This window comes from Maritimibacter sp. 55A14, assembly GCF_003122205.1.
Lineage (GTDB): Bacteria > Pseudomonadota > Alphaproteobacteria > Rhodobacterales > Rhodobacteraceae > QEYE01.
In genome coordinates this window covers 62,689-87,859 of record NZ_QEYE01000007.1, presented here as the reverse complement: position 1 = coordinate 87,859, position 25,171 = coordinate 62,689, and the positions used below count along the sequence as shown (strand labels likewise).

Annotated in this window: 19 protein-coding genes; 5 read left to right on the top strand and 14 right to left on the bottom strand. The window is 64.0% G+C overall.

Annotation, left to right across the window (positions count from 1 at the left end; translation table 11 throughout):
* Positions 1 to 10 precede the first annotated feature (10 nt).
* From DDZ14_RS07650 to DDZ14_RS07595, 11 genes are all read right to left on the bottom strand, one after another.
* A complete protein-coding gene (locus DDZ14_RS07650) occupies positions 11 to 2,623 on the bottom strand; it encodes a nitrate reductase (RefSeq protein ID WP_109424370.1) in 2,613 nt (870 codons plus the stop codon).
* Between the two features lie 262 nt (positions 2,624 to 2,885).
* Positions 2,886 to 3,215: a nitrite reductase small subunit NirD gene (gene nirD, locus DDZ14_RS07645; RefSeq protein WP_109424369.1), complete on the bottom strand. Its 330-nt coding sequence runs from the start codon at positions 3,213 to 3,215 to the stop codon at positions 2,886 to 2,888.
* The gene (gene nirB, locus DDZ14_RS07640) at positions 3,212 to 5,644 is read right to left on the bottom strand and encodes a nitrite reductase large subunit NirB (protein ID WP_109424368.1); all 2,433 of its coding nucleotides are present in this window, start codon (positions 5,642 to 5,644) and stop codon (positions 3,212 to 3,214) included. The genes nirD and nirB overlap by 4 nt, the downstream gene beginning before the upstream one ends.
* Before the next feature lie 4 nt (positions 5,645 to 5,648).
* Positions 5,649 to 7,328, bottom strand: coding sequence for an ABC transporter ATP-binding protein (locus DDZ14_RS07635; protein ID WP_109424367.1), 1,680 nt, complete (start codon positions 7,326 to 7,328; stop codon positions 5,649 to 5,651).
* 5 nt (positions 7,329 to 7,333) lie between these two features.
* Positions 7,334 to 8,416 (bottom strand): ABC transporter permease, encoded by a 1,083-nt coding sequence (locus tag DDZ14_RS07630; RefSeq protein ID WP_109424366.1) that lies wholly within the window; start codon positions 8,414 to 8,416, stop codon positions 7,334 to 7,336.
* Between the two features lie 109 nt (positions 8,417 to 8,525).
* Positions 8,526 to 9,893 carry a CmpA/NrtA family ABC transporter substrate-binding protein gene (locus DDZ14_RS07625; protein ID WP_109424365.1) on the bottom strand — a complete coding sequence of 456 codons (1,368 nt, stop codon included), beginning with the start codon at positions 9,891 to 9,893 and terminating at the stop codon, positions 8,526 to 8,528.
* 253 nt (positions 9,894 to 10,146) lie between these two features.
* Positions 10,147 to 11,322 carry an ABC transporter substrate-binding protein gene (locus DDZ14_RS07620; RefSeq protein ID WP_109424364.1) on the bottom strand — a complete coding sequence of 392 codons (1,176 nt, stop codon included), beginning with the start codon at positions 11,320 to 11,322 and terminating at the stop codon, positions 10,147 to 10,149.
* Positions 11,319 to 11,903, bottom strand: coding sequence for an ANTAR domain-containing response regulator (locus DDZ14_RS07615; protein ID WP_109424363.1), 585 nt, complete (start codon positions 11,901 to 11,903; stop codon positions 11,319 to 11,321). Before DDZ14_RS07615 ends, DDZ14_RS07620 begins: the two co-directional genes overlap by 4 nt.
* Before the next feature lie 182 nt (positions 11,904 to 12,085).
* Positions 12,086 to 12,802, bottom strand: coding sequence for an RES family NAD+ phosphorylase (locus DDZ14_RS07610; RefSeq protein ID WP_109424362.1), 717 nt, complete (start codon positions 12,800 to 12,802; stop codon positions 12,086 to 12,088).
* Positions 12,796 to 13,206, bottom strand: coding sequence for an MbcA/ParS/Xre antitoxin family protein (locus DDZ14_RS07605; protein ID WP_109424361.1), 411 nt, complete (start codon positions 13,204 to 13,206; stop codon positions 12,796 to 12,798). Before DDZ14_RS07605 ends, DDZ14_RS07610 begins: the two co-directional genes overlap by 7 nt.
* A gap of 574 nt (positions 13,207 to 13,780) precedes the next feature.
* Entirely contained in the window at positions 13,781 to 15,763 is a 1,983-nt protein-coding gene (locus DDZ14_RS07595; protein ID WP_158275484.1) for an acyltransferase family protein, read from the bottom strand.
* A 200-nt stretch (positions 15,764 to 15,963) separates the two neighbouring features.
* Between DDZ14_RS07595 and DDZ14_RS07590 the strand changes: the two genes are divergently transcribed.
* The 5 genes from DDZ14_RS07590 (at position 15,964) to DDZ14_RS07570 (ending at position 21,087) form a co-directional block, all read left to right on the top strand.
* Complete coding sequence (locus DDZ14_RS07590) at positions 15,964 to 16,929, top strand: UbiA family prenyltransferase (RefSeq protein WP_109424358.1); 966 nt, start codon at positions 15,964 to 15,966, stop codon at positions 16,927 to 16,929.
* Positions 16,930 to 16,953: 24 nt separating this feature from the next.
* Positions 16,954 to 17,322: an EamA family transporter gene (locus tag DDZ14_RS07585; RefSeq protein WP_109424357.1), complete on the top strand. Its 369-nt coding sequence runs from the start codon at positions 16,954 to 16,956 to the stop codon at positions 17,320 to 17,322.
* An 18-nt stretch (positions 17,323 to 17,340) separates the two neighbouring features.
* On the top strand, positions 17,341 to 18,345 hold the full coding sequence (locus DDZ14_RS07580) for an NAD(P)-dependent oxidoreductase (RefSeq protein WP_109424356.1): 1,005 nt from the start codon (positions 17,341 to 17,343) through the stop codon (positions 18,343 to 18,345).
* 15 nt (positions 18,346 to 18,360) lie between these two features.
* A complete protein-coding gene (locus tag DDZ14_RS07575) occupies positions 18,361 to 19,644 on the top strand; it encodes a glycosyltransferase family 87 protein (RefSeq protein WP_109424355.1) in 1,284 nt (427 codons plus the stop codon).
* 165 nt (positions 19,645 to 19,809) lie between these two features.
* Entirely contained in the window at positions 19,810 to 21,087 is a 1,278-nt protein-coding gene (locus DDZ14_RS07570; protein ID WP_158275483.1) for a glycosyltransferase family 4 protein, read from the top strand.
* Positions 21,088 to 21,095: 8 nt separating this feature from the next.
* Here the strand turns inward: DDZ14_RS07570 and DDZ14_RS07565 are convergent, their stop codons facing one another.
* The 3 genes from DDZ14_RS07565 to DDZ14_RS07555 are packed head-to-tail and all read right to left on the bottom strand — an operon-like array spanning position 21,096 to position 25,064.
* Complete coding sequence (locus DDZ14_RS07565) at positions 21,096 to 22,628, bottom strand: GMC oxidoreductase (RefSeq protein ID WP_109424353.1); 1,533 nt, start codon at positions 22,626 to 22,628, stop codon at positions 21,096 to 21,098.
* Between the two features lies 1 nt (position 22,629).
* Entirely contained in the window at positions 22,630 to 24,087 is a 1,458-nt protein-coding gene (locus tag DDZ14_RS07560; protein ID WP_109424352.1) for a glycosyltransferase family 39 protein, read from the bottom strand.
* A 5-nt stretch (positions 24,088 to 24,092) separates the two neighbouring features.
* On the bottom strand, positions 24,093 to 25,064 hold the full coding sequence (locus DDZ14_RS07555; protein ID WP_109424351.1) for an NAD(P)-dependent oxidoreductase: 972 nt from the start codon (positions 25,062 to 25,064) through the stop codon (positions 24,093 to 24,095).
* Between the last annotated feature and the right edge of the window lie 107 nt (positions 25,065 to 25,171).

The window sequence follows — 25,171 nt, the reverse complement described above, 5'->3', positions numbered from 1 at the left end:
CCCGACAGGGTCATTCCGCTGCCTCCCGCGTCCGAATGCCTTGCAGCAATTCCGCGATCTCGGGCCGGCACGAGCCGCAATTCGTGCCCGCGCCGAGCGCCGCGCCAATGGCGTCCACGGACATCAGCCCCTGGTCTTCCACGGCCTGCACGATGGTGTTGATCCCGATACCGAAGCAAGAACACAGAACCGGACCCGGATTGGGCATGTCCGCCGGTGGCCGACCCGTAAACGCGCCCGCCGCCTCGGTTCCGGGCAGGGTCGCAAGATAGTCGCGCTTGACCGCCACGGGTTGCGAGGACACGTAAAGCGCCCCCGCCAGCACGCGCCCCTCATGCAGAACGATCCGCGCGGTGCCCTGCTTTGCATCGAGCAGGGACGCGACCTCGGCGTTCGGCCTGCCGAAAAGGCGCCTTGCCTCCGCTTCCCAGTCCCGAACCGGTGCGCTGCCCGCCAGTTCGGCGCGGTATCCGCTGCGGGTGCGAGCCAGCGCCCAGTAATCCGCTCCCGGCGTCATCGCGTCGCGGGAGACGGCAAACCCGTACCAGGCGGCGGCATATCGCGCGACCGCGACGACACCCGCCTTGCTTTCCGGCTGGCCGGAGAGCGGGTCGGTGGCCGCCGCCACCAGGGCGTCGATCCGGGCCGAGGGTGCGGTTTCCCCGGTCCAATGCATCGGCGCGAACACCTGACCGGGCCGCACGGCATCGGTGATCCGGGCACGCAGGATGGCCGCACCGACAGCGCTGGTCACGCGCACCAGATCGGCGGACGCGATACCAAGGCGCCCGGCATCGGCGGGATGAAGTTCCAGGAACGGCTCCGCCATATGCGCCGACAGCCGCGGGCTGAGCGCCGTGCGCGTCATGGTGTGCCACTGGTCGCGCAGCCGCCCGGTATTGAGCCGGAATGGATAGCGCGGTTCCGTCCGTGCGGCGGGGGGCTTCCATTTGACCGGCAGCAGGCGCGCCTTGCCATCGGGATGGAAGAAGGCGCCGTCGGCAAAGAACCGGCCGCCCGAGCGCCCTTGGGCAATCGGCCAGCGGCGCGGCTCGAAAGCGTCATAGGCGGCGTCGGTCAATCTCGACAGACCCGAGATATCGAAATCCCGCCCAAACCGGCCTGCGATGCCGGAAAGCGCGGCATGTTCACGGAAGATCGCGGCGGGGCCATCGTAATCGAAGACCGCGCCGAACCCCATGCGCCGCCCGACATCCGCCAGGATCTCCCAATCCGGGCGTGCCTGTCCCGGCGCGGGCAGAACCTTGCGCTGCCGGCTGATCGTGCGGTCGGAATTGGTGACGGTGCCGTCCTTCTCTGCCCAGGCCGTGGCGGGCAGCAGCACATCGGCCAGCCGGGCGGTGTCGGTCCGGTCCGTGATATCGCTGACGACGGTGAAGGGACAGGCCGCGATCGCGTCGCGCACCGCATCCGCCTCGGGCATGGAAACGGCGGGATTGGTATGGATGATCCAGAGCGCCCTGACCCGCCCGCGGCCCACGGCGCGGAACATGTCCACAGCCTTCAGCCCCGGCCCATCCGGCACCGAAGGCGCCCCCCAGAAATCGCGCACCGCGGCACGGTGATCGGCATTTTCCAGATCGAGATGACAGGCCAGCGTGTTGGCCAGCCCGCCCACCTCGCGCCCGCCCATCGCGTTGGGCTGTCCGGTGACGGACAGGGGTCCGCAGCCCGGCTTGCCGATCCGCCCCGTTGCCAGATGGCAGTTGAGAATGGCGTTCACCTTGTCGGAGCCCGACGTCGATTGGTTCACGCCCTGGCTGAAGATCGTCACCACCCTTTCGGTGCCGATCCAGAGCCGACAGAACGCCGCGATCTGCGCGTCGCTCAGGCCGGTCGCCGACATGTCGTCATTGCGCGCGGCATCCAGCGTTTCATCGAACCCGTTGCAATGCGAAAGATACGCGTCGTCCAGCGCGCCCCGTTCGCAGATCTCCGCAAAAAGGCGATTGAACAACGCCACGTCGCTGCCCGGTGCGAGGGCCAGATGCATGTCCGCCCCATCGCAGGAAGCGGTGCGCCGCGGGTCTATGACGACGATCCTCGTGCCACGGGCCTTCCGCGCGGCCAGCAGACGCTGGTAGAGCACCGGGTGGCACCAGGCGAGGTTCGAGCCGACCAGCACCACCAGATCGGCCGCGTCGAGATCCTCGTAGGTGCCAGGCACGGTATCGGTGCCGAAGGCGCGCTTGTGCCCGGCCACCGAAGAGGCCATGCAGAGCCGCGAATTCGTGTCGATATTGGCCGAACCGATGAACCCTTTCATCAGCTTGTTGGCGACGTAGTAATCCTCGGTCAGCAACTGGCCGGAGACGTAGAAGGCCACGCTGTCCGGCCCGTCTTTCGCGATGGTCCCGGCAAACCGGTCGGCAACGCGTTGCAGGGCATCGTCCCAGCCCGTCTCCCGCCCGTTCACGCGGGGGACCAACAGCCGCTGCTCAAGCCCCACGGTTTCGCCCAAGGCCGAGCCCTTGGAACAGAGCCGCCCGAAATTGGCCGGATGATCGGGATCGCCCTGCACGTCAAGTCCGCCCTGCCCGTCCGCGCGCAGCAGCACGCCGCAGCCGACACCGCAGTAGGGGCAGGTCGAGCGCGCGGTCACGGCCGGATCCGGGGGGCGCTGCCCCCGTCGCCCTGCGGGCGACTCCCCCGGAATACTTGAACAAGTATGATGTTAATCGGTTCTTCACTGTTCCCCGACAGTCTTGTGGTTGCGGTACAGGCGGGGACGCCGATGACCGCCAAGTGTGATGGCTCTCCATCCCCGATGCACCACGCGGCGGGGGTGGAGAGTTCTCCTCCATCATACTTGTTCAAGTATCCTGGGGGTTTGGGGGCAGCGCCCCCATGACTGCGGCACCGGGTCATGCCGCTCTCCGCTTGTCGAGCGCCGCGCCGTCGAGGAGGATACGGCCCTCTTCCAGTCTAAGCGGGTAGGTCGCGATGCGCCCGTCCTCGCCCTGCGCCTGGCCCGTATTGAGATCGAACACCCAGTTGTGCAGCGGACAGGTCACGGATTGGCCGTGCACGATCCCCTCGCTGAGCGGCCCGCCCTTGTGCGGGCAGGCGTCGGCGGCCGCGAAAACCTCGGCCTCGGCGGTGCGGAAAAGCGCGATGCAGCCCGCCCGCGTCTTGACGATCCGCGCTCCGTGCAGCGGCACCTCGTCGATATGTCCGATGTCGATCCAGCTCATTCCGCCGCCTCCAGCGTCAGGTCGGCGAGCGGCCGGAAGCGATCGGCCTTCTTGGCGTGCTCGGCCCAGGGGTCCTTGCGATAGATGGATTGCGACAGCTCGAACGCCTCGATCAGGCGGGCGCGTTCGCCAGGGTCCGCAACGCGCGCCCGCACCCAGTCAAGCCCGACCTTGGCCAGCCATTTGTAGGGCCGGTCCAGATACCTGGCGTTCTCGCGATAAAGCTGGACGAAGGCCACGGTCACGTCGATGGCCTCCTGCTCCGTGGCCACGTCCGCCAGCCGCTCGGTTTCCTTCACATCCATGCCCGCCGCGCCGCCGACGCCCACCTGATAACCCGAGTCCACGCAGACGATACCGACATCCTTGCAGGTCGCCTCGGCACAGTTGCGCGGGCAGCCCGAGACCGCCAGCTTGACCTTGTGCGGGGTCCACGATCCCCACAGGATTTGTTCCAGCCTGATCCCCAGCCCGGTGCTGTCCTGCGTGCCGAAGCGGCAGTGATCCGTGCCGACGCAGGTCTTCACCGTGCGCAGCCCCTTGGAATAGGCATGTCCCGACACCAGCCCCGCACGGTTCAGATCGGCCCAAATCGCGGGCAAGTCTTCGCCCTTGACGCCCAGGAGGTCGATGCGCTGCCCGCCGGTGACCTTGACGGTGGGCACGTCGTATTTCTCGGCCGCATCGGCGATGGCCCGCAGCTCGCGCGGGTTGGTGATCCCGCCCCACATGCGCGGCACGACGGAAAACGTGCCGTCCTTTTGGATATTGGCGTGCTTGCGTTCGTTGACGAAGCGCGATTGCGGGTCGTCCTGGTGCTCAAGCGGCCAGTCCGCCAGCAGGTAGAAATTCACCGCCGGGCGGCAGACATGGCAGCCATTGGGCGTCTTCCAGCCCAGTTCCTGCCAGACCGCGGGCTGCGATTTCAGTTCCCGTGACTTGATCAGCCGGCGGACGTCCTCATGGCAAAGGTCGGTGCAGCCGCAGACGGGCTGCGCCGTCGGCATCTGGAATTCGTCACCCAGCGTGACCTGGAGAAGCTGCTCCACCAGACCGGTGCAGGTGCCGCAGGAGGCGCTCGCCTTGGTCTGTGCGCGGATCGCCCCGAGGTCAGCGGCCCCGCCTTCGATGGCCTGAACGATGGTGCCCTTGCAAATGCCGTTGCAGCCACAGATCTCCGCCTCAGGCGGCAATGCTGCAACGGCTGAGAGAGGGTCCGCGGCGCCCTCCCCCTGAAAGGCCGGGCCGAAGATCAGCGTCTCGCGCATCTCCTCGATCCCGGTCTCGTCCTTGATCAGGCCGAAGAACCAATTGCCGTCGGCGGTGTCGCCATACATGACGGCCCCCACCAGCCGGTCATCCTCGATGACCAGCCGTTTGTAGATGCCACGGGCGGGATCGCGCAGCACGATGTCCTCGCGCCCCTCGCCTTCGGCGAAATCACCGGCGCTGAAGAGGTCGCAGCCGGTGACCTTGAGCTTGGTGGCGGTGTCGCGGACGACAAAGGCATCCGGCTCGCCCAGGAGGGACCGCGCCAGAACCCTGGCCTGATCGTAGAGCGGCGCGACCAGACCGAAGAGATGCCCGTCGAATTCGACGCATTCCCCGACTGCATATATGTCGGGATCGGTCAGCGATTGCATCTGCGCGTTCACCTCGATGCCGCGCGCCACCTCCAGCCCGGCATCGGTGGCGAGCCGTGTTTCGGGGCGGATGCCCACAGCCATGACGACCAGATCGGCGCCCAGTGTCTCGCCGCTTTCCAGCAGCACCGCCTCGGCCCGGTCCTCGCCCAGGATCGCCTTGGTCGAGGCTTGCGTCCTGATGGTGATGCCCCGGCCCTCAAGATCCTTGCGGAGCAGGTAGCCCGCGGCCTCGTCAAGCTGACGCTCCATCAGGTGACCCATCAGGTGCAGCACGGTCACGTCCATGCCGCGCTCGGACAGGCCAGCGGCGGCCTCCAGCCCCAGCAATCCGCCGCCGATGACCACCGCCTTGCCGCCCTTGCCGGCAGCCTCGATCATGGCGTTGGTGTCGTCGAGATCGCGATAGGTGATCACGCCCGGCAGGTCCTTGCCCGGAACCGGGATGATGAAGGGGGCGGAGCCGGTGGCGATGATCAGCTTGTCATAGGGCACAGGACCGTTCTGGCCTTCGACCAGCTTCGCCTCTCGGTCGATCCGGACCACGTGTTCGCCGAACCGGCAGGTGACGCCATGCGCGGCGTACCAGGCATCGTCATGGGTGACGATATCCGCATAGGTCTTGTCGCCCGACAGCACCGGCGAGAGCATGATGCGGTTGTAGTTGCCGCGCGGCTCGGCGTTGAAAAGGGTGATGTCGTAGGCGTCCGGATCGGCCTCGATCAGATGTTCGATCACGCGGCCCGAGGCCATTCCGGCGCCGATGACGACGAGTTTCTCTGTCATGGGTTCACTCCGCTGCCAGAGCCCTTGGGGCCGGTGTCCGGGGCTTTGCGCCGTGTTCGTATTCTTCGAGGAAATCGAGCACCTCCTGCCGGTAGGCGTAGTAATCGGGATGCCCCAGCAGCGCCTTGCGGGTGCGCGGGCGCGGCAGTTCCACCGATGTGATCTTGCCGATCGTGGCCTGCGGCCCGTTGGTCATCATCACCACCCGGTCGGCCAGCAGGATCGCCTCGTCCACGTCATGGGTGACGCAGATCGCCGTCACCCTTGTGCGCGACCAGACCTCCATCAGCACCTCCTGCAATTCCCAGCGGGTGAGGCTGTCGAGCATTCCGAAGGGCTCATCGAGCAGGAGCAGCTTGGGGCTGAGCGCGAAGGCCCGCGCGATGCCCACGCGCTGCTTCATTCCGTTCGACAGCTCCGATGCGGGCTTGTCCATCGCATCCGCCAGCCCCACGCGTTCGAGGTAGTATTCCACCACATCCTGACGTTCGGCCTGACTGGCTCGGGGGTAGACCTTGTCGACCCCGATAGCGACGTTCTCCCTGGCAGAGAGCCACGGAAAGAGGTTGGGCGACTGGAACACCACCGCGCGCTCCGGATCGGCGCCCTCCACATGGCGGCCATCGAGCTTGATCGCGCCCTTGGAAATCTCGTTGAGCCCGGCGGCCATGGTCAGCACCGTGGACTTGCCGCAGCCGGAATGGCCGATCAGCGAGATGAACTCGCCCCGGTCGATCTTGAGGTCGAAATCCTCGACGACCGTGAGCGGCCCCTTGGGCGTGGGATAGACCTTGTGAAGCTGCGAGAAGTCGAGGAACCGCTCGTCGATCAGACCGGTCTGCGCATCCTTCACCGCCGTGGGCACGCCATGGATCGGGGTAACATCCGGCAATTGCCGCGTGCCCTCGACCCGGGCCTCGATCCCCACATCCATCAGGTACTTGGTGACATCGGCGCGCAGGCGCTTGAACGTCTCGTCCGAATTCATGGCCGAGCGGTCGCGCGGGCGGGGGATCGCAACCCTGAACTCCTGCCCCAGCGTGCCGTCGGGATTGAGCGCGATGATCCGGTCGGCAAGGATGATCGCCTCGTCCACATCGTTGGTGATCAGCACGCAGGTCTTCTTGTCCGCCTCCCAGATACGCTCGATCTCGTCGGCGAGATTGGCGCGCGTCAGCGCATCGAGTGCCGAGAGCGGCTCATCGAGCAGCAGCATCTCAGGGCTCATGGCCAGCGCGCGCGCCACGTTGACCCGCTGGCGCATGCCCCCCGATAGCTCGGCGGGCCGGCGCGTGGCCGCATGGGAAAGCCCGACCATCTTCACGTATTGCGCCACTTTCGCGGCCTTCTCGGCCCTGCTGAGCCGCGGAAAGACCGTATCCACCGCCAGCGCCACGTTGCCGCTCACCGTCAGCCAGGGCATCAGCGAATAACTTTGGAAGATCACCCCGCGTTCTGGTCCCGGACCGGTGATGGGCGCGCCCTTGTAGGTGACGCGGCCTTTGCTGGGGTTGTCCAGTCCCGCCATCAGGTTGACCAGCGTCGTCTTGCCGGTGCCGGAAAATCCGAGGATGACGAGGAACTCCCCCTCCTGCACGTCGAGATCAATGCCCTTGAGCACATCCGTCCTGTGCGTGCCTTCGCCGAACGATCTGGTCACGTTGTCGAACCTGAGAATACTCATGGCACTCACCGGTTGTTCGTGAAGGTGAAGAGCGATTGCAGCGCGTACATCACCCGGTCGAGCAGGAAGCCGATGATCCCGATGGTGAAGACCGCCACCATGATCTTGGCCAGGCTCGAGGAGGAGCCGTTCTGGAACTCGTCCCAGACGAATTTGCCCAGGCCGGGGTTCTGCGCCAGCATCTCGGCGGCGATCAGCACCATCCAGCCCACGCCGAGCGACAGGCGCAGCCCGGTGAAGATCAGCGGCAGCGCCGAGGGCAGCACCAGCTTGGTGATCTTGGTCCAGGTGTTCATCTTGAGCACCTTGGAGACGTTGACCAGATCCTTGTCGATCGAGGCCACGCCAAGCGCGGTATTGATGAGCGTGGGCCAGAGCGAGCAGAGCGTCACCGTGATGGCCGAGATCAGGAACGACTTGGAGAACATCCCGTCATTGGTGGCGTAAACCGCGCTGACGATCATCGTCACGATAGGCAGCCACGCCAGCGGCGAGACCGGCTTGAATATCTGGATGAGCGGGTTCAGTGCCGCATTGGCCGTAGGCGACAGGCCCGCCGCGATGCCCAGCGGCACGGCCACGGCGGTGGCGATCAGAAAGCCGAAGAACACGGTCCGGATCGAGGTCCAGATCTGCTGGTAGTAGCTGGGCGCACCGGTATAGGCGACGTCTTTGACCTTTTCGGGTTGGCCCGCGTCGATGTATCTTTGGTTCCGCTTATCGACCATGGCCTCGAACTTGGCCTGTTTGGCGGCCTTGGCACGCGCGTCCCCGTGCAGGCTTACGGCCTCCACCCAGACCTGCGCAGGGCCCGGCACGGCGCCGAGCGATGTCTGCACCCTGGGTGCCAGCGTGCCCCAGAGCAAAAGAAAGGCGCAGATGGCCAGAAGCGGCACTGCCAGCAGCCGCCATATCTCCTTCATCTGCGCTCGCGGATTGTCGCCGGCGGCGGCCTTGAGTACCGGGGCGAGCCAGCTCAGCCCCAGGACCTGGAACCATTTGTCGGCGGCGTTGATGCGGGTAAAGAGCCGCGCGCGGCGCGCCTCCCTGGCCTCGGCATTGGCGAATTCGGGATCGGCGGTTGTCATCTGGCTTTCCTCGGGTTGAGGGAGAGGCCCTGGGTCCGTGGTGCCCGGAGCGCGGTATCCTGGTGAAACGCGCCCCGGACCTGATCCGGGGCCTCCTGTTTCGGAAGGGTCAGCCTTCGACCTCGGTGCCGACGACAGTCTGTTCGCCTTTCAGGCCAATGGGCAAGCTGTCGAGATAGGCGTTGGGCGCGCGGCCATCGTATGGAATGCCGTCGATGATATCGGCGGCCCGTGTCGGCGCCTTGTAGCCGTCGCTGTTCCAGGGAAAATCGGCTTCATCCGCCAGACCCTCATCGACGAGCAGACGCGCGGCCTCGAGATAGATCTCGGGCTTGTAGACCGAGCGCGCCACCTCGTCATACCAGCTGTCCGGCTTGGGCTCGGCGATCTGGCCCCAGCGCCGCATCTGCGTCAGGTACCAGACAGCGTCCGAGTAGAAGGGATAGGTCGCGTTGTGGCGGAAGAAGACGTTGAAATCGGGAATGTCGCGCTTGTCGCCCTTCTCGAACTCAAAAAAGCCGGTCATCGAGTTGGCGATCACCTCGTAATCGGCGCCCACGTATTCCGGACGACTGAGAATCTCGACCGCCTCGGGACGGTTGGCGTTGTCGTTCTCGTCCAGCCACATCGCCGCGCGGATCAGCGCCTTGGTCACGGCCAGCGTGGTGTTGGGATACTCCCCGGCGAACCCTGCGGTGATCCCGAACACCTTCTCGGGGTTGTTCTTCCAAAGCTGGTAATCGGTGATGACCGGCACGCCGATCCCTTTGAACACCGCCTGCTGGTTCCACGGCTCGCCCACGCAATAGCCATGGATGGTTCCGGCTTCGAGCGTGGCGGGCATCTGCGGCGGCGGAGTGACCGAGAGGTACACATCGGCGCCGATCTGCCCGGTCACGTTCTCGGGGCTGTAATAGCCCGGATGCAGACCGCCGGCGGCCAGCCAGTAGCGCAGCTCGTAATTATGGGTCGAGACCGGAAAGACCATCCCCATATTGAAGGGTTTGCCCTCGGCCTTGTATTCCGCGACCACCGGGGCCAGCGCCTCGGCCGAAATCGGGTGCTGCGGGCGGCCGTCATCCATCCTGGGGATATGCGGCAACATCTTCTCCCAGACCTCGTTCGACACGGTGATGCCGTTGCCGTTCAGGTCCATGGAAAACGGCGTGACGATATGCGCCTCGGTGCCGAAACCGATGGTTGCGGCCAGCGGCTGCCCGGCCAGCATATGCGCGCCGTCCAGTTGCCCGCCGATCACGCCGTCGAGCAGAACCTTCCAGTTGGCCTGCGCCTCCAGCGTGACAAAGAGCCCCTCGTCGAGGAAATACCCCTGTTCATAGGCCACGGCGAGCGGGGCCATGTCGGTCAGCTTGATGAAGCCGAAGGTGAGCTCGTCCTTCTCCAGGTCGAGCATTTCGGCGAAGGCCGGGCTTGCCAGCGCGGTTGAGGCGGCAAGGCCGAGGAGGAGCTTTCTCATCGTCTGTCCTTTCGTTGCGCCCGGCGGAGGAGCCGGGCAAACGCAAAATGGCCACTGCACATCCCGCCGAATATCGGCGGTGCGCGAGCGGCCTTGCTCAGGATTTCCCTGTCATTGGGAGAATTTCGGATCGGCCCACCCCGTTGCAGGCCGATACGCAGATGATGCCGCAGCGCAGCAATTCCGCCAAGCCGAAATACAGGTCTTCGGGCCGATTGACCGCATGTGGCGCGGCGAGGCGCCCAAAAAACGGTCACACATGCTCCGATGGATCAAAAATACATCCATCGAAAAACCCGTCCGGCAGCAGACTCAACCCCCCGCGCGCCGACGCGACCGGCGTGGCGTGCCGAATCGCGCCTTCGACCTTTTCCGACGCGCCGGGCAGATCGCTGCCTGCCACGGCCAGGTGACGACGGTGCAGATCAGCCCGGAAGACGCGCGCCACCTCCTCCAGTGCCCCTGCCGTTTCCAGCCCGTGCGCCATGCCGAGCCGGCGGGCGATCCATTTCGCCTGGCTGCGCCAGGGAAAGGTCGCAGCGCCCCGGTGAAACTCCAGAAAAGTTTCGACGCAGCGCTGCTCTCCCCGGCCGGAAACCGTCAGATGCCCGGACAAGGCGCGGTCGATCAGTTCCGGGGCCACGTCCAGATAGGCTTTGCGTGACAGGATCTCCCCGGCGGTGATGCGGCTTTCAGGCTTCGACAGCCAGCGCCCGGCCTGCCACACCGCCCGCATCAGCCGGCCCAGCAGGTCGGGCTCGGTCTCGGCCCAGTCGGTGCGGACCGCCAGCACCTTTTCGGGCGCGAAGCCCCAGATCGCCCGGCCGGGCAACAGCAGGGCGCCTGCCCCCTGATCCACCGCGACCGAGCCCCAGGGTTCGCCCACGCAGAAGGCATCGATATCGCCCGCGACCAGCGCGTCGGCCATCAGCGGCGGCGGCACCGTGCGAATCTCGATCCCGCCCGCCCCCAGTGCCGTTCCCGCGCACCAGTAGCGCAATAGCTCGACATGCATGGAGAACGGAAACGGGACACCAAAGGTCAGCGGGCCGGACCGGACCTCGGCCAGGGCCTCCGCCGCCCTGACGGGATCGGAGAAATCGAACGCATGGCCGCTCGCCCGCAGCCTGTCCTCGACCGCGCAGCCGACGCCGATGACATTACCGTTGACCGAAAGGACGGACACCGCCGAGATGGGCGTGGACACCCCGCCAAGCCCCATCGCCATGGCAACCGGAACCGGCGACAACAGATGCGCCGCATCCACGCGGCCGAAGGCCAGCATGTCACGCACCGAAGACCAGGACGGCGCGGCGATCAGGTCCAGCGAGATGCCCTCGGCTTCGGCAAACCCCATCTCCTGCGCGATGATCAGCGGCGCCGCGTCGACCAGCGGCATGAAGGCGACAGGAAGCCGGACCGTCTTCATCCCAGCAGCCCCGACGCCGTGACCAGAGCTTCGGCGACATCGGCCACCCGGCGCCCTCGATCCATCGCCGTCTTGCGCAGCAATGCGTAGGCTGCTTCTTCGTCGATGCCCTTTGCCTTCATCAACAGCCCCTTGGCGCGGTCGATGACCTTGCGTTCTTCCAGCGCGCGGCGGGTCTCGGCCAGTTCGGTCCGCATCTGGCGCACCATGCTGAACCGCGCGATGGCCGTGTCCATCACCGGCTTGATCCGTTCGGGCGACAGCCCGTCCACCACATAGGCCGACACGCCCGCCTCGATCGCGGCCTGCGCCAGTCCTCCCGCCGCGCCAGAGACGAACATGGCCACCGGCCTTTCCAGCGGACCGGAGGCCAGGGTCAGTTCCTCCAGCATGTCCCGTGTGGGGTTGTCGATATCTATCAGCACGATATCCGGTGCATGTGCCGCGATCTTTCGGGCCAGACCGCTGGCATCCGCAATCACGATCACGTCGCAGTCGATAGTGTCCTTCAACGCATCCACGATCGCGATGGCCCGATCACGATCTTCCTCGACCACGACGACTGTAAGTTTCGCGCCCATGGACCACCGATTGGCGCGCGCGACGGATCTCGGCAAGCGGCTTTCGCGGGAAACAAGCTCTGCCCCGGCAGGCATTGCCGAAATTTCCGGCATCTGCATAAACTTTCGGCAGCCGGAGCGAAGTATGTGCAGGGCGGAAAGGTTGAAACCCGCTCCGAGGCGTCTGCCGGGTCCCGATCCTCTCAGTCCACGATACGGAATACATCCCCCGTCGTCGCATCCCGGATGAGATCGACGCGTGTTCCGTTCCAGTGATAGTCGAGGTGACGGCCCTGGATGGGGTCGTGCGCGAGGTCGGGATAGAAGAGCCCGACGCAATCCCCCTCCCCCCGCACGCTTGGATAAACGACACCGTCCGAACCCGCGTCCCGCAGCGCCGCGGCCAGTCGTTGCGCCGGTGCATAGTTCGCGGGATCGAGCACCCCTTCAAAGGCCGGGGTGTTGCCACGGAGGTCATGCAAGGCCGCATCGACATCCACCCGGAGTTCGCGGAATTGCGATACCCAGCCCGGCGCCTCGTCCGTGGCCGCCATGAAACGCGCATGGTGATGGGCGGTCTCGTGGACGGCGGTCTCGAAATCACGCGCGATGTAGAGAACGCCCAGCCGGCCATCCGAAAAGCGGCTTGGCCGATCCGGGCAGGTATGGGTGAACGGCGCCATCAGGTAACTTGCCCCCAGCCCGCCGACCCGCCGCCCGGCAGGAACCAGGTCGATATTGCCGATCGTTTCCATGAGCCTCGGGTTGGTCTTCTGCTCGGCCGAGATGAGCAGGGGCCAATCCTCCGGTTCGGCAATGTCCTCGAAAAGGTCAATCGGCGGGTAAACGCTGCGGATGATCCTGACGGCGCGCTCCCAGTGAACGGGGTTGACCGGAATTCCGGTCGTGTCGGCTACCAAGCCCCGCGCTCCGCATCGACATAGCGGCGAACGCGCATGAGATCGGTCAGTTCGCCGCCGAGCATGACCTCAAGTGCCGAGCAACCGCCGAATGCCTCGTTTCGCGCCTTGATCCAGGCATAGGCTCGGCCCGGTTCGACAAAGATGATACGAAGCGCTTTGTGGATGCCCAGTAAGTTGGACAGCCTCGCTTTCTTGTCCCGATCGAGCCGCCCCGGCTGACCGGCTTTCCAGCGCCGGTAGGTGCGGACCGGGAGATCGAGCAGAACCGCGGCCTCGTCGTCCGTGATCTCCCATTTTCGGAACAGGTTGAGGACGGCGCGCAGCATCGCCCCCCCTTCCTCATCGGTAATCCGGTCGGGGATGAAATTCGGCGCGCGGGTTATGACCGGTTGAAGTGCCATTGGACTCTCCTTTTGGCATTATATATCCATTATGAGGCCAATTGGCAATATACGGTCTTCTTTAAGACAGCCTGACCGCAACGAATGGTTTTCCGGTTCGCAGGATCGCTATCGCATGCCTGCCCTTGAAAGCTGACCCGGCTCTTGGCGGCGCCCGTGCAGGATACGGTCGTCCCTGCCAGAGATCATCGAGACCGCGATGGAGGGGGGGGCCGAACCTCCGCACGGCTTGGCGGCCATGTCTTCGTCACCGGGGTCCGAGCCGCGCGCACCATCGGAGATGCGCGAGAACGCCCCGTGCGCGACGCCGTACCACGACGCCGCGTTGGCGGAGGAGACGCGGCCGTTGCACGCTGACCTGCGCCGCATTTCGAAGCGCGCCGCGGGTCCGTTCGGTTCCAGCTGAGTGAGCCGGCCCTGCACCTGCCGGTTCAATCCATTCATGCGCCTACCATGCTCCAGATCAGAGAACGCTCACGCACCACACCTGATGTCGGACCACGGTCCGAATTCATGCAATCGCCGGGCCTTGTCCCTGCATTTCTGGCTTGAGCGGACCGCCTGCGTTTCCGGGCTAGCCCTCGTTCGGCGGGAACATCTGCCTCACGACCTCCGCCGCAAGCATTTCCGCCCCTTCGTGTGTTAGGTGATCTGGATCGCGATAGAGGGGAATGTTGGATTCGCTCTCTTGAAAACACCTGTTCGCACCAGGATCGCAGAACACCAGACCCGACCGCACCCGGATTATCCTTTCCTGTTGAATCGAATCGAAGACCTCGATCACTGAAGCGTTGCGCTGAAGAACGGCATCGTATGGGATCGAAAGCCGAGGGCGATCATCCATGCCTCTTAGCACCATTTTGGCCAGATGCATGGGCACATCCCAACCAGCTTCGGGTATAGGATAGATCAGAACTACCGTTTTGCCTTCTTCCGCCAGCTTTTCCGCAAAATCTGCATAGGCGTCACTAATCGTTCGCCGCCTCATGTCTGTCAACGGAGTTAGCGCACCATTCTCCCCATCGGTACCGCCAACGCCGTTGGCAAAGGGCTCAACATCCAGATAATAGGACCATCGCGCGTGCAGGATGACATACTGCGCGGGGCTGGACAGAACCTGAACGAGGAGCGTGCGGAGCTTCTTATCACAATCGTAGTATGGCGCTTGCCGGACAAATCCAATGACTGGTGGGCAACTTTCCGTTCCCGTGAATGCCATGTTGAGTCCCTGCGCAGACAGGGCTCTCCCAAGCGTGTAGTTCAATGCGTCCGCATGGCTGTCACCAATGAATATTGCATCTGCCGGCCGATCAGCGTCGGCCGCGCAATCCGCGATCTGTGTGTCGCTTGGGAACTCCTCCCTCACTAGGTAGCACGTGTCGCGCTCGGGATAGGAGAACTCCTGATAGGCGAGCAGCGCCGCGACCCGGCCGTAGTCGATGCGCCACGGCAGGCCATTCCCGACGACTCCCACTGTTCCGAGAACTACAAATCCTAAAATGCCTACCGCCGAGAACGCGAAGACCCGCGGGCGCGTATTGAAAATACTCCGATCAGCACGCCGGAACGGCTGTTCGACGAAGCGCCAGCTCACATAGGCGGGAAGGAAGGTGAGAGCCGACAGCACAAACATTTTCTCGGGCGTCGGCCAGGTCAGAGACGCCATTCGAGCGAAAACAAATATCGGTTGGTGCCAGAGATAGGCGCTGTAACTAACAAGACCGATCCAGACCAGCGGACGGATCGAGAGTAACCGCCCGGCCATCTCATCGGGCGCGGAGAACAGGATAACAAGCACGGTGCCGACGACAGGCAGAAGTGCATATTTCGACGGGTAACCCACAGAACTGTCAAGCAAAAAGACGGAAGCAAGGATCATTCCCAACCCCATCAAAGACAGCACGGCGTTGCCTTTAAAACGATTCACTATCATTAAATGCGCACAAATCGAGCCCGCGAAAAGTTCCCAAATTCGGGTTGGAGCCAGATAGAAGTTCGCACGGGGATAAGTTCGCCAAGCCATTTCGCAAAGCGCAAAGCTCGCGAACATGACCGCTAGAGTGATCCAAACGAGGGTGTGACTCCGATGGCGCCAAAACAAAAGACACATCAAGGGGAAAAACAGATAGAACTGCTCCTCAACGGCGAGACTCCAAGTGTGAAGGAGTGGCTTGAATTCGTTGGCGGCCGCAAAATAACCGCTCTCTTGCCAGAAAAGGACATTAGAAGCGAAAACAGATGTGGCGACCAGGCTTTGCGAAAAATCCGAAAACTGTTCCGGAAGCATTATGAACCAGAACGCAGCTATGCAGAAAAACATGACGAGAAAAAGCGCAGGCAGAATGCGCCGCATCCGACGTTCATAAAAATTCGCAATTGAAAATCTGCCGCGCTGTAGATCATCCAAGATGATACCGGTAATCAGATAGCCGGAGATCACGAAGAAGACGTCCACCCCGACATAGCCTCCGCCGAACGCTCCGAATCCGGCATGGTATAGGATCACAGGCACGACTGCGACAGCCCGGAGCCCGTCGATTTCACTGCGATGCCTCATATCGCCTCCCGCTTGCATGCCAGCACTGTAATATAATTGCGCTCAACTGTTTCTAACTCCTCTAAGGTTACCGGGATTCTTTGCCATTAACTCCTGCTGACCATGAATCGCTGTGCGCAAGTGCCAAACTATAGACGCGGCTTTGATTGTGCAGTAACCATTTATGTACTGGGCACGATGGGTTGGGATGCTGCGAAACAATGGAGAGTTTGGTACATCTACGGGCGAGCGCACGCAACTACGCTGCCATCGCGCGCCCCGATCACTGGCTCAAGAACATCTTCATGCTGCCAGGCGCAGCACTGGCATTTGTCATTGACGATGATCTCGGTGCGGGCAGCCTGCTGGGGCTTGCGGTTGGAATCGCCGCGACCTGTCTGATTGCATCCGCCAACTACACTATCAACGAGTTCCTGGACGGAAAGTTCGACCGGCACCATCCGACGAAGTCGGCGCGACCGACTGCGCAGGGCAAGATTCGTTTGTCCTATGTAATGTTGCAGTACTTCGCGCTTGCTGGTCTGGGTCTGGCGCTGGCGACAACGCTCTATCCGATGTTCTTCTACGCCGGCCTCGCCTTGCTCGGCATGGGTTTGATATACAATGTCGAGCCGATCCGAACCAAGGACAAAGTGTATCTCGACGTCCTGTCTGAATCTGTCAACAATCCACTTCGGTTGATTCTGGGCTGGGCAGCGGCTACGCCGATAATCCTGCCTCCCTCATCGTTGCTAATATGCTACTGGATGGGCGGAGCGTACCTGATGGCGATCAAGCGCTACGCCGAGTACCGTATGATCGCAGATCCCGAGCGGGCGGGCCGTTACCGTCGGTCATTTGGTGTGTATACCGAAGAAAGTTTGCTTCTTTCAGCTTTTTTCTATGCACTCACGTCCGTGTTTTTTATGGGCATATTTCTGATCAAATACAAGATCGAGTTCCTGATTTCGTTTCCCTTTTTTGCGCTACTCTTTGCGTGGTATTTAAAGATCGCCCTGCAACCTGCTTCGGTCGCGATGAACCCCGAGAAGCTATACCTGAACCCTCGTTTTCTTTCCTATGTGGTTTTTCTTTGCGGGCTCGTGGGAGTCCTCTTCTTCGTCGAAATCCCAGCCATTCAATATCTGATGGACCATAGCGTCGTGCGGGATATGCGAATCCCCTGAAGCCGCTGAGTGGAGTTGTAATAGATGTCGAAATACTTTGTCTTCATTCTCATAACGGTTTTACTCAACGCCGTTTCCCAACTCTTGATGAAAGCTGGCATGACTCAGGTCGGTAAGGCGGAGTTTTCATCAGCGAAAACTCTTACACTTTTCCTAACCGCTGCCACCAACCCGTTTGTTATTTTTGGTCTTCTGACTATGACCATAAGTATGGGCACCCACTTAATGTCCCTATCCCGCTTTGATGTAAGCTTTGCCTTCCCCTTTATAAGCTTGGCATATGCCATTGTAGCAGCTTGGGGCTATTTCGTGATGGGTGAGGATGTCGGCCTTCAACGCATTGCTGGCATTGTGATCATTGTGGTGGGCACCATCGTTCTCGCACGGAGCTAATGCGGCAGAAGGGTCGAGATGAAACACGTATTGATTGGCGGCAACGGATTTGTGGGGCGGGAAACGCGACGGCTGCTGGAGGAGCAGGGAAGTGCAAGGATTGTGGTGGTCGACCTGCCCGAATCCTTCGAAGCCTACCCCGTAAAGGAACGGGCTCGGGTCGTTTCCCTTCACGCTGATATTGCCGTTCCTGGGACGCTTTCCTCGCTCCAACTGGGACCAGAAGATGTCGTTCATCATCTCGCGACCAGACTCATAACTCCCAACCGCCCGCGATTTGGTCGCGACGAATTCTTCCGCCGCTGCGCGGTAGATGGGACTGCGGAGGTTCTGAAATGGATGAAGGCGAACGGCAACCGGAAATTGATATTCTGGAGCACCGACATGGTGTACGGCCCCTCATTGGAGGTTCCACGAACGGAAACCCATCCATTCCGCCCGTTCGGCCCCTATGGCCGATCAAAGGTTGCGGCCGAGAACCTGATCTCGAAAGCTGTCCGCGACGGCGACGTGACCTGCACGATTTTCCGTCCGCGGCTGATCCTTGGCGCCGGTAGACTGGGAATATTCGAGCTGCTTTTCCGCGCCGTCGATGCCGGCCGGCCTATTCCGCTGATCGGACCGGGGACGAACCGGTTTCAATTCGTCTCGGTGACCGACTGCGCGCGCGCAGCACTCCTAGCCGCAGAAAAGGGATGTCCATCAGCGACCTACAATCTGGGAAACGACAACACGCCGGAGGTGTATGATCTGCTGTCTGCCTTCCTTTCAGAGACCGGATCGTCCTCCCGACTGATCCGAACCCCAGCCGGAGTGACCAAGGGGCTTCTGAGAGCAATGAATCTCGTGAAAATCGCACCCATGGACCCGGAGCAATTTGAGATCGCCAATCTCGAAGTTTCGCTCGATACGACTGCGGTGAAACGCGATCTCGGCTGGACTCCGACACAGTCGGACAACGAACTGCTTCTGGCGGCATATCTAGCATACAAGAACGAACAGAGGAATTCCGATGCCGCCTGACATCAGGGGAGGTGAATGACCGTGGCGATATTTCCGGCCTTGCTCAGAGCATTCGGGTGCCTTTGCATGATGGCGATCCTGGGCGCCACGATTTACGCCATCCTGGACCATCGCGGCTTGGGTCTCGACTTCGCCAATTTCTACGATGCCGGCCGCAAGGCGTGGCATGGAGAGTTGAACACTCTCTACGATCCAATGGCATCCATCGACGGGCAGCCCCCGTTCGGCAACATGCTGTTTTTCAGCGCGCCCGTTAGCAGCTATCTATTCGCTCCATTTGGTATCTTGGAGCCGATCCCCGCCGCATTGAGTTTCATGACCCTGGGTGCGGTTTGCATGTTCTGCGGCCTCGGTCTGCTCTATTATCGAAATCGACCGCCTCACTGGGAAACACCGTACAAGAAGGCCGAGTTCTTTGCTCTCTTCTTTGCCGCGGCAATGATGTTTCAACCGTTCTGGACCGTTTTTCAGGTCGGCGGCCAGACAACACCTGCGGTATTCTTGATGTTCGTTCTGGCACTCATCGCCTTCGAGCGGGATCGTTTCGGACTTACGGCGCTCCTATACACTGCGATCGTTCTGATCAAACCTGTGTTCGCCCCCGGTGCGTGTCTCCTGTTCTTGTTCGCCCCCTGGCCTTTCCGGTTCTGGTCGCTTGCCATTGGGCTAACGGCGATATGCTTTTCAGTTCTTGTAGCGGGTTGGCAGGTAAATCTGGACTTTCTCAATCTGATGCGCGAACGCGCGGGCGCTATTCTGGGTATTCCCTATTTTAACAGCCACATGTTCGCATGGATCGAACCGATGGCTATTACTCCTTCCGAATACAACGTCGGAGCATTGCCTTCGGAAAGGCTTCAATTAGTCAGCTTGTTGCTGCGTTTTGCGATCGTGGGCTGGATCGTGGCTCTCATGTGGCGCCTGTCGCGCATCGAAGCTGCGCCTCATGCGCAACGCGGCATGGCTATCTTGCTTTCTGTGCTGGCCGCCTTGGCCTTCTCGCCGGTCGTCTGGTCGCACTATCTGATGATATTTTTCATTCCACTTGCGCATTTCCTTGCGCGGCATGATCGTTTCCCGCGGACCGTCGTCGCGCTGGTGGCGTTGGCAATCCTCGCCGCGCCGCTACAGAACTTCTTGATTCTGAAACAGGTGGTCGAGGCATTGATGCCGTTGAGCCAGGGTGACCTCATATTTCTCACATCCGCGAAAAGCATCGTAATGCTGGCACTAATGGCCGCAATCCTGTTCTGGCCCTCGGCGGCGTTGGAATCGTTCCGGACCCCGGTCAGACGCTAGCCATGCGCGCGGCGGAAGCTCTCCTACGCCGACCGCGCGCGCCCGCGCGGCCGCGTTGCAGCAACTTCGCAACACCGGCGCCAAATTCCGGCGGGCTTCTGTCACCGGAGCGCCGCTTTGCTGGTATCAGGTGAAGCGATGGCGAGGCCGCGCCGGGGGAGACCGATGAAATCGCTGCGCATCCTGATGTTCACCACCTTCTATCCGCCCTGGTCCTTCGGCGGCGACGCGGTGGGTGTGCAGCGCATGGCGCAGGCGCTGGCGGCGCGCGGCCATGACGTGACCGTGGTCCATGACGAGGATGCCTATCTGTCGCTCGGCGGCCTGCCGCCCGTGTCGGCGGCGGTACCCGATGACGGGGTGCGCGCCATCGGGCTGCGCAGCCGACATGGCATGGTCGCGAACCTGCTGACCCAGCAGCTTGGCCGCAACGTCGTCCATGCCCGGCGCATCCGCCAGATCGTGGCGGAGGGGCGATACGACATCGTCTGGCACAACAACATTTCGCTGGTCGGCGGGCCGGGGATCCTGTCGGTCGGGGAGGGGCTGAAGCTCTACGAGGCGCATGAGCACTGGCTCGTCTGCCCGACCCATGTGCTCTGGCGGCACGGGCGCGAGTTGTGCGACCGCCGCGAATGCCTGCGCTGCGTGCTGGCCCATAAACGCCCGCCGCAGCTCTGGCGCTATACCGGCTATCTCGACCGGCAGCTCGACGAGGTGGACCTGATCGTGGCCAAGAGCGAATTCAGCCGCGCCAAGCACCGCGAGTTCGGACTGCGGCAGGAGATGACGGTGCTGCCCTATTTCCTGCCCGATCTGGACCAGACCGCCCTGCCCGACCCGGCCCCGCATCCGCGGCCCTATTTCCTCTTCGTCGGGCGGCTGGAAAAGATCAAGGGGCTGCAGGACGTCTTCCCCGCCTTCGACGACTACCCGGATGCCGACCTGCTGATCCTGGGCGACGGCGATTATGCGACGACGCTCAAACAGCAGGCGACGGGCAATCCGCGCATCCGCTTCCTGGGGCGCAAATCGCTCGACGAACTCAACGCCTATTACCGCGGCGCGCTGGGGCTGATCGTGCCCTCGGTCTGCTACGAGACCTTCGGCATCATCCTGATCGAAAGCTTCCGCCTGGGCACCCCGGTGATCGCGCGGCGGCTCGGCCCCTTCCCCGAGATCGTGGAACGCGCGGGCGGCGGCAAGCTCTTCGAGACACGCGACGAGCTGACCGGCGCGATGCGCGCGCTGCAGCATGGCGAGGGCGCGCGCGAGATGCAGGGCCGCGCCGCCCGCCACGCCTTCGAGGAGATATGGCGCGAGGACAAGGTGCTGGCGGCCTATGGCTCGACGCTGGCCCGCGCGGCGGATGCCAAGGGCGACCGGGCGCTCGCTCGCGCGCTGGAGGGCGGGGCATTCGAGACCGGCACGCGGCAGGTCTGAAGCGGCGCTCAGGGCGCCTCGGTCCCGATCCGATGCGCGTTGGCCATCACGCTGAAGGTAATGGTCGTGGCCGGGATCGACGGCAGCACCGAGGCATCGACCAGATGCACGCGGCCCAGCCCCTGCGGGCGGCCCAGCCGGTCGGCCTGTCCCGGCGCGGGATCGCTTGCCATCGGGACCGAGCCCCCGACATGGAAACTGGACCCCGGCGCACCGGGACGGCGGGCGAATCCAAGCGTGCTCAGCCCCGCGTGGCCGAGCGCCCGGCCCAGCCGCGCGGTCGCCGCATTCGCCACAAGCGCGGTGCCGGGATCGGCCGCGACCGTGGCGGCAAGCCGCCCGTCGGGCGCCAGCGTCACGTCGACCGCCGCGTAATGGTCGGAATGCAGGAAGACCTGCGCCACGATCAACCGCCGCGCCAGCGCCCGCCAGAGCGGCGCCGATCCGGGCAGTTTCGCGCCGTAGCTCGCCACCAGGTCGCGCGGGTAGAAGGCGTTCCAGGTGTAAAGCTGGGCATGGACCAGATGTGGCGAAACCGAAGGGTCGTCGATCTCCACGAAGGCCTGCGGCAGGGTGGTGAAGGGCGGCGCGTCGGGACGCCGCTTAGCGCGCCAGCGGTGCAGCGCGGGCAGGAAGAAATAGCCGCTCTCCCTCAGCCGCAGCCGCCCCGCGCCGCCGGGGTGGGAGGCCAGCAGAAGCCGCGCCGTCTCCAGCACGCCGGCGGCGATGAAAAGCCGCGTGCCGGCCAGCCTCGTGCCGTCTTCGAGCGTGACTTCGACGCCCTCCGCTGTCTCCGCGAAGCCCTGCGCCGGCGGGCCGGGACGGTGCGTGAAGCCGGTCCGCGCGCGCAACTCCGCCACCGTGCGGGCGGCCGACCAGATATGGCCCCAAGGGCAGCCATGCAGGCATTGCCCGCATTGCCGGCACTCCGCATCCACCGCCTGCCGCCCGGCCCCGGCATGAACGCCCATTCCCGCCAGCGCCGCGCGCGCGGCATCGAGCCGCGCCAGCAGCACCTCCGCCTGCGGCGAGGGCGGCAGCGGGCGGCGGCCCTCCATCGGGAAGGCGGGCAGCAGCGCCTCCAGATCGTCGGCACGCCCGGCCACCGGCATGAACCCGGCCACGGCGCGGTAATGCGGGGCCAGCGCCTCGGCCGTCACCGGCCAGCCTGCCAGGTCGGCCGTGCGGTAGGGCAGCACCGCCGCCCCCCAGAGGTTCGACAGCCCCCCGACTGCGCGCGAGGCGCGCAGCGCGAAGCCGTCCGGGTCGCTCAGCGTGGTCACGCCGGGCTCCATCGCGAAATCCGAGCCGTAGCGGCGCACCTGCCCGTCGGGCGTGTCGAATTGCGGCGCCTGCCAGGCGTCGCGCGCCGCGTCGGTCCAGTCCTCGGGAGCGGTGGCGGCAATCGCGTCGCGCCGGGCGCGGGCCGCGTCCTCCAGCACCTTGCCGCCGTCGAGCATCACCACCTCGCGCCCGCGCGCCAGCAAAGCCTGCGCCACCGACACGCCCGCGGGGCCGGAACCGATGACGATATCTGCCATGTCAGTCGCGCCTGAGGACGATGATGTTCCCGTCCCCCAGCGTGCCGCGCAGGATGCGCTCGATCCGCAGGCTCTCGCCCAGCTCCTCGTCCAGCGCCGGGATCGCCCGGAAGGAGCGTTCGGGAAACGGCACCACGACCGCGACCGGGCCCGGCGCGGCCATCGCCTGCGCGTATTCCTCCGGCGCGTTCACATTGCCCCAGTCGGCGCCGAAAAAGCCGGTGAAGATCGGTCCCGAATATCCCACCGAGATCACCCGCTCACCCTCGCGCCGCGTTGCCTCGACGAAGCTGTAGGCCCCGGCGAGGTCCTGCTTGGGCATCGTGTAGTTGCGCGGCAGCAGCAGCGCGGAGACGCCGATCATACCCACCACCAGCACCGCGAAAAGGCCGCCGCCCGCCTGCGGCCGCCCCACGCCGCGCGCCAGGGCCCCGGCGATGACCGAGGCGCCGCAGAAGGCCAAGATCGTCAGGAAACCGATATCGGCGAAGAAGAAACGCGGCCAGACCCGCATACCGACCGCCGTCAGCAGCCCGATCGTCAGCGCGATATGCACCACCACGACCGGCGCGAAGAGCGGCGCGCGGGCTTGTGTCGCCGCGATCCCGACCAGCGCCGTCAAAGCCGCCGCCGCGGCGAGGAAGGGCGCAAGCCGCCCGGTCCCGCCGAGCGCGGTGCGCACCCCCTCCACCACAGTCCAGAGCGGGTTCTGATATTCCTGCATCACGTCGACGGCGGATGTGCCCGAAACGGTCTGCACCGTCTCCAGCACGCCGGGCAGCACCGGGGCATAGAAGGCCAGCGTCAGCGCCGCGCCCAGCACGTAGCCCAGAAGCGGCAGCCCCACCTGCCCGCGCCCGAGCCTTCCGCGGGCCGCCAGCCAGATCACCGCACCCAGCCAGACGAGCCCCTGCGCGGCGAAGAAGAAGGCCCCGGTCAGATGGGTGCAGACCGCCGCCGCCAGCGTCACGCCATAGCCGATCCAGACCGCGCGCCGCGGCGTCTCCATCCCGCGCAGGAAGAGGATCATGCCCAGCGTGCTCCAGAACGCCAGTTCGGTGTAGCCGCGCGCGTTCTGCGAAAACCAGACCTGGTGATAGGAGATCGCCGTCAGGAAGCCCGCCAGATGCGCCGTGACCGGCCCCGCGACCTGTCGCGCCAGCCACCAGATCGCGCCCACGGTGGCCACGCCGAAAAGGAAGGCCGGCAGGCGGATCGCCCAGATCTCCATCCCGAACAGCGCCGCCGCCGCCTTGGATTGCAGGCTGAAAAGGTAATGGTGGTTCATCGAGTAGTCCTGCATCATCTCCGCCCAGGGCAGGGTGAGATGCGTCTGGATTGTCACGATCTCGTCGAACCAGAGCGGCGCGTTCAGGCCCGGCAGCCGCAGCGCCGCCGCCAGCACCAGGAGCGCCGCCAGCCAGAAATGGTCGCGTCCCGATTGCCGCCGCTCCCGCATGGCGGTCACACTTCCGCGGGCTGGCGCATATCTGCGATGATGTCCTCGATGATCCGCTCAAGCGGCGTCGTCGGACGGAAGCCGGTCACGCGCTCCAGCTTCGAGACATCGGGCAGGCGGCGCTCCATATCCTCGAACCCTTCCGGGTAGACTTGCGCATAGGGCACCAGCTCGATGCCCGAGCTTGACCCCGTCGCCGTGATCACCTGTTCGGCCAGACCCCGGATCGTCACCTCCCGATCGGTGCCGATATTGAAGACCTCGCCCAGGGCGGCGGGGTTTTCCATCAGCAGGCAGAGCGCATCGACCACGTCGCGCACATGCCCGAAACAGCGCGACTGCTCGCCCGTGCCATGCACCATGAGCGGCCGGCCCTCCAGCGCGGCCTTGACGAAATTGGGCAGCACCATCCCATAGCGCCCGGTCTGGCGCGGCCCGGTGGTGTTGAAGAAGCGCAACACCGTCACCGGCAGGCCGGTTTCGCGGGCATGGGCGAGCGCCAGGAACTCGTCCAGCGTCTTGGCGCAGGCATAGGACCAGCGCAGGTTCTTCGTCGCCCCGATGGTCAGGTCATCATCCTCGCTGAACGGAAACTTGGTGGTCTTGCCATAGACCTCGGAGGTCGAGGCGACGAACGTATGCGTCATGTCGGCGAGTGCGGCGTCCAGCACGTTCTCGGTGCCCGCGACATTGGTCAGGATCGAGCGGCTCGGCTCCTCCATGATCTTCTTGACGCCCACGGCGGCGGCCAGGTGGAAAACCTTGTCGGCGCGCGCCACCAGCTCAGCCACCAAGGGCCGGTCGAGGATCGTGCCCTCGATGAACTCGAAGCCCTGATGGCCCATGATCCCGGCCAGGTTCGACACCTGCCCGGTGGAGAGATCGTCGAGCGCGGTCACGGTATGGCCGTCCGCGATCAGCCGTTCGGAAAGATGGGAGCCGATGAACCCGGCGCCGCCCGTGACCAGAATATGCATGTGTCTCACCCCGAGAAACCTGAATCGAAATACCCGCCCGAGCTATAGCATGACCGGCCGCGCCGCGCGCGGTCAAATGCCGGAAACGGCGGGGGGATCGCCCCCGG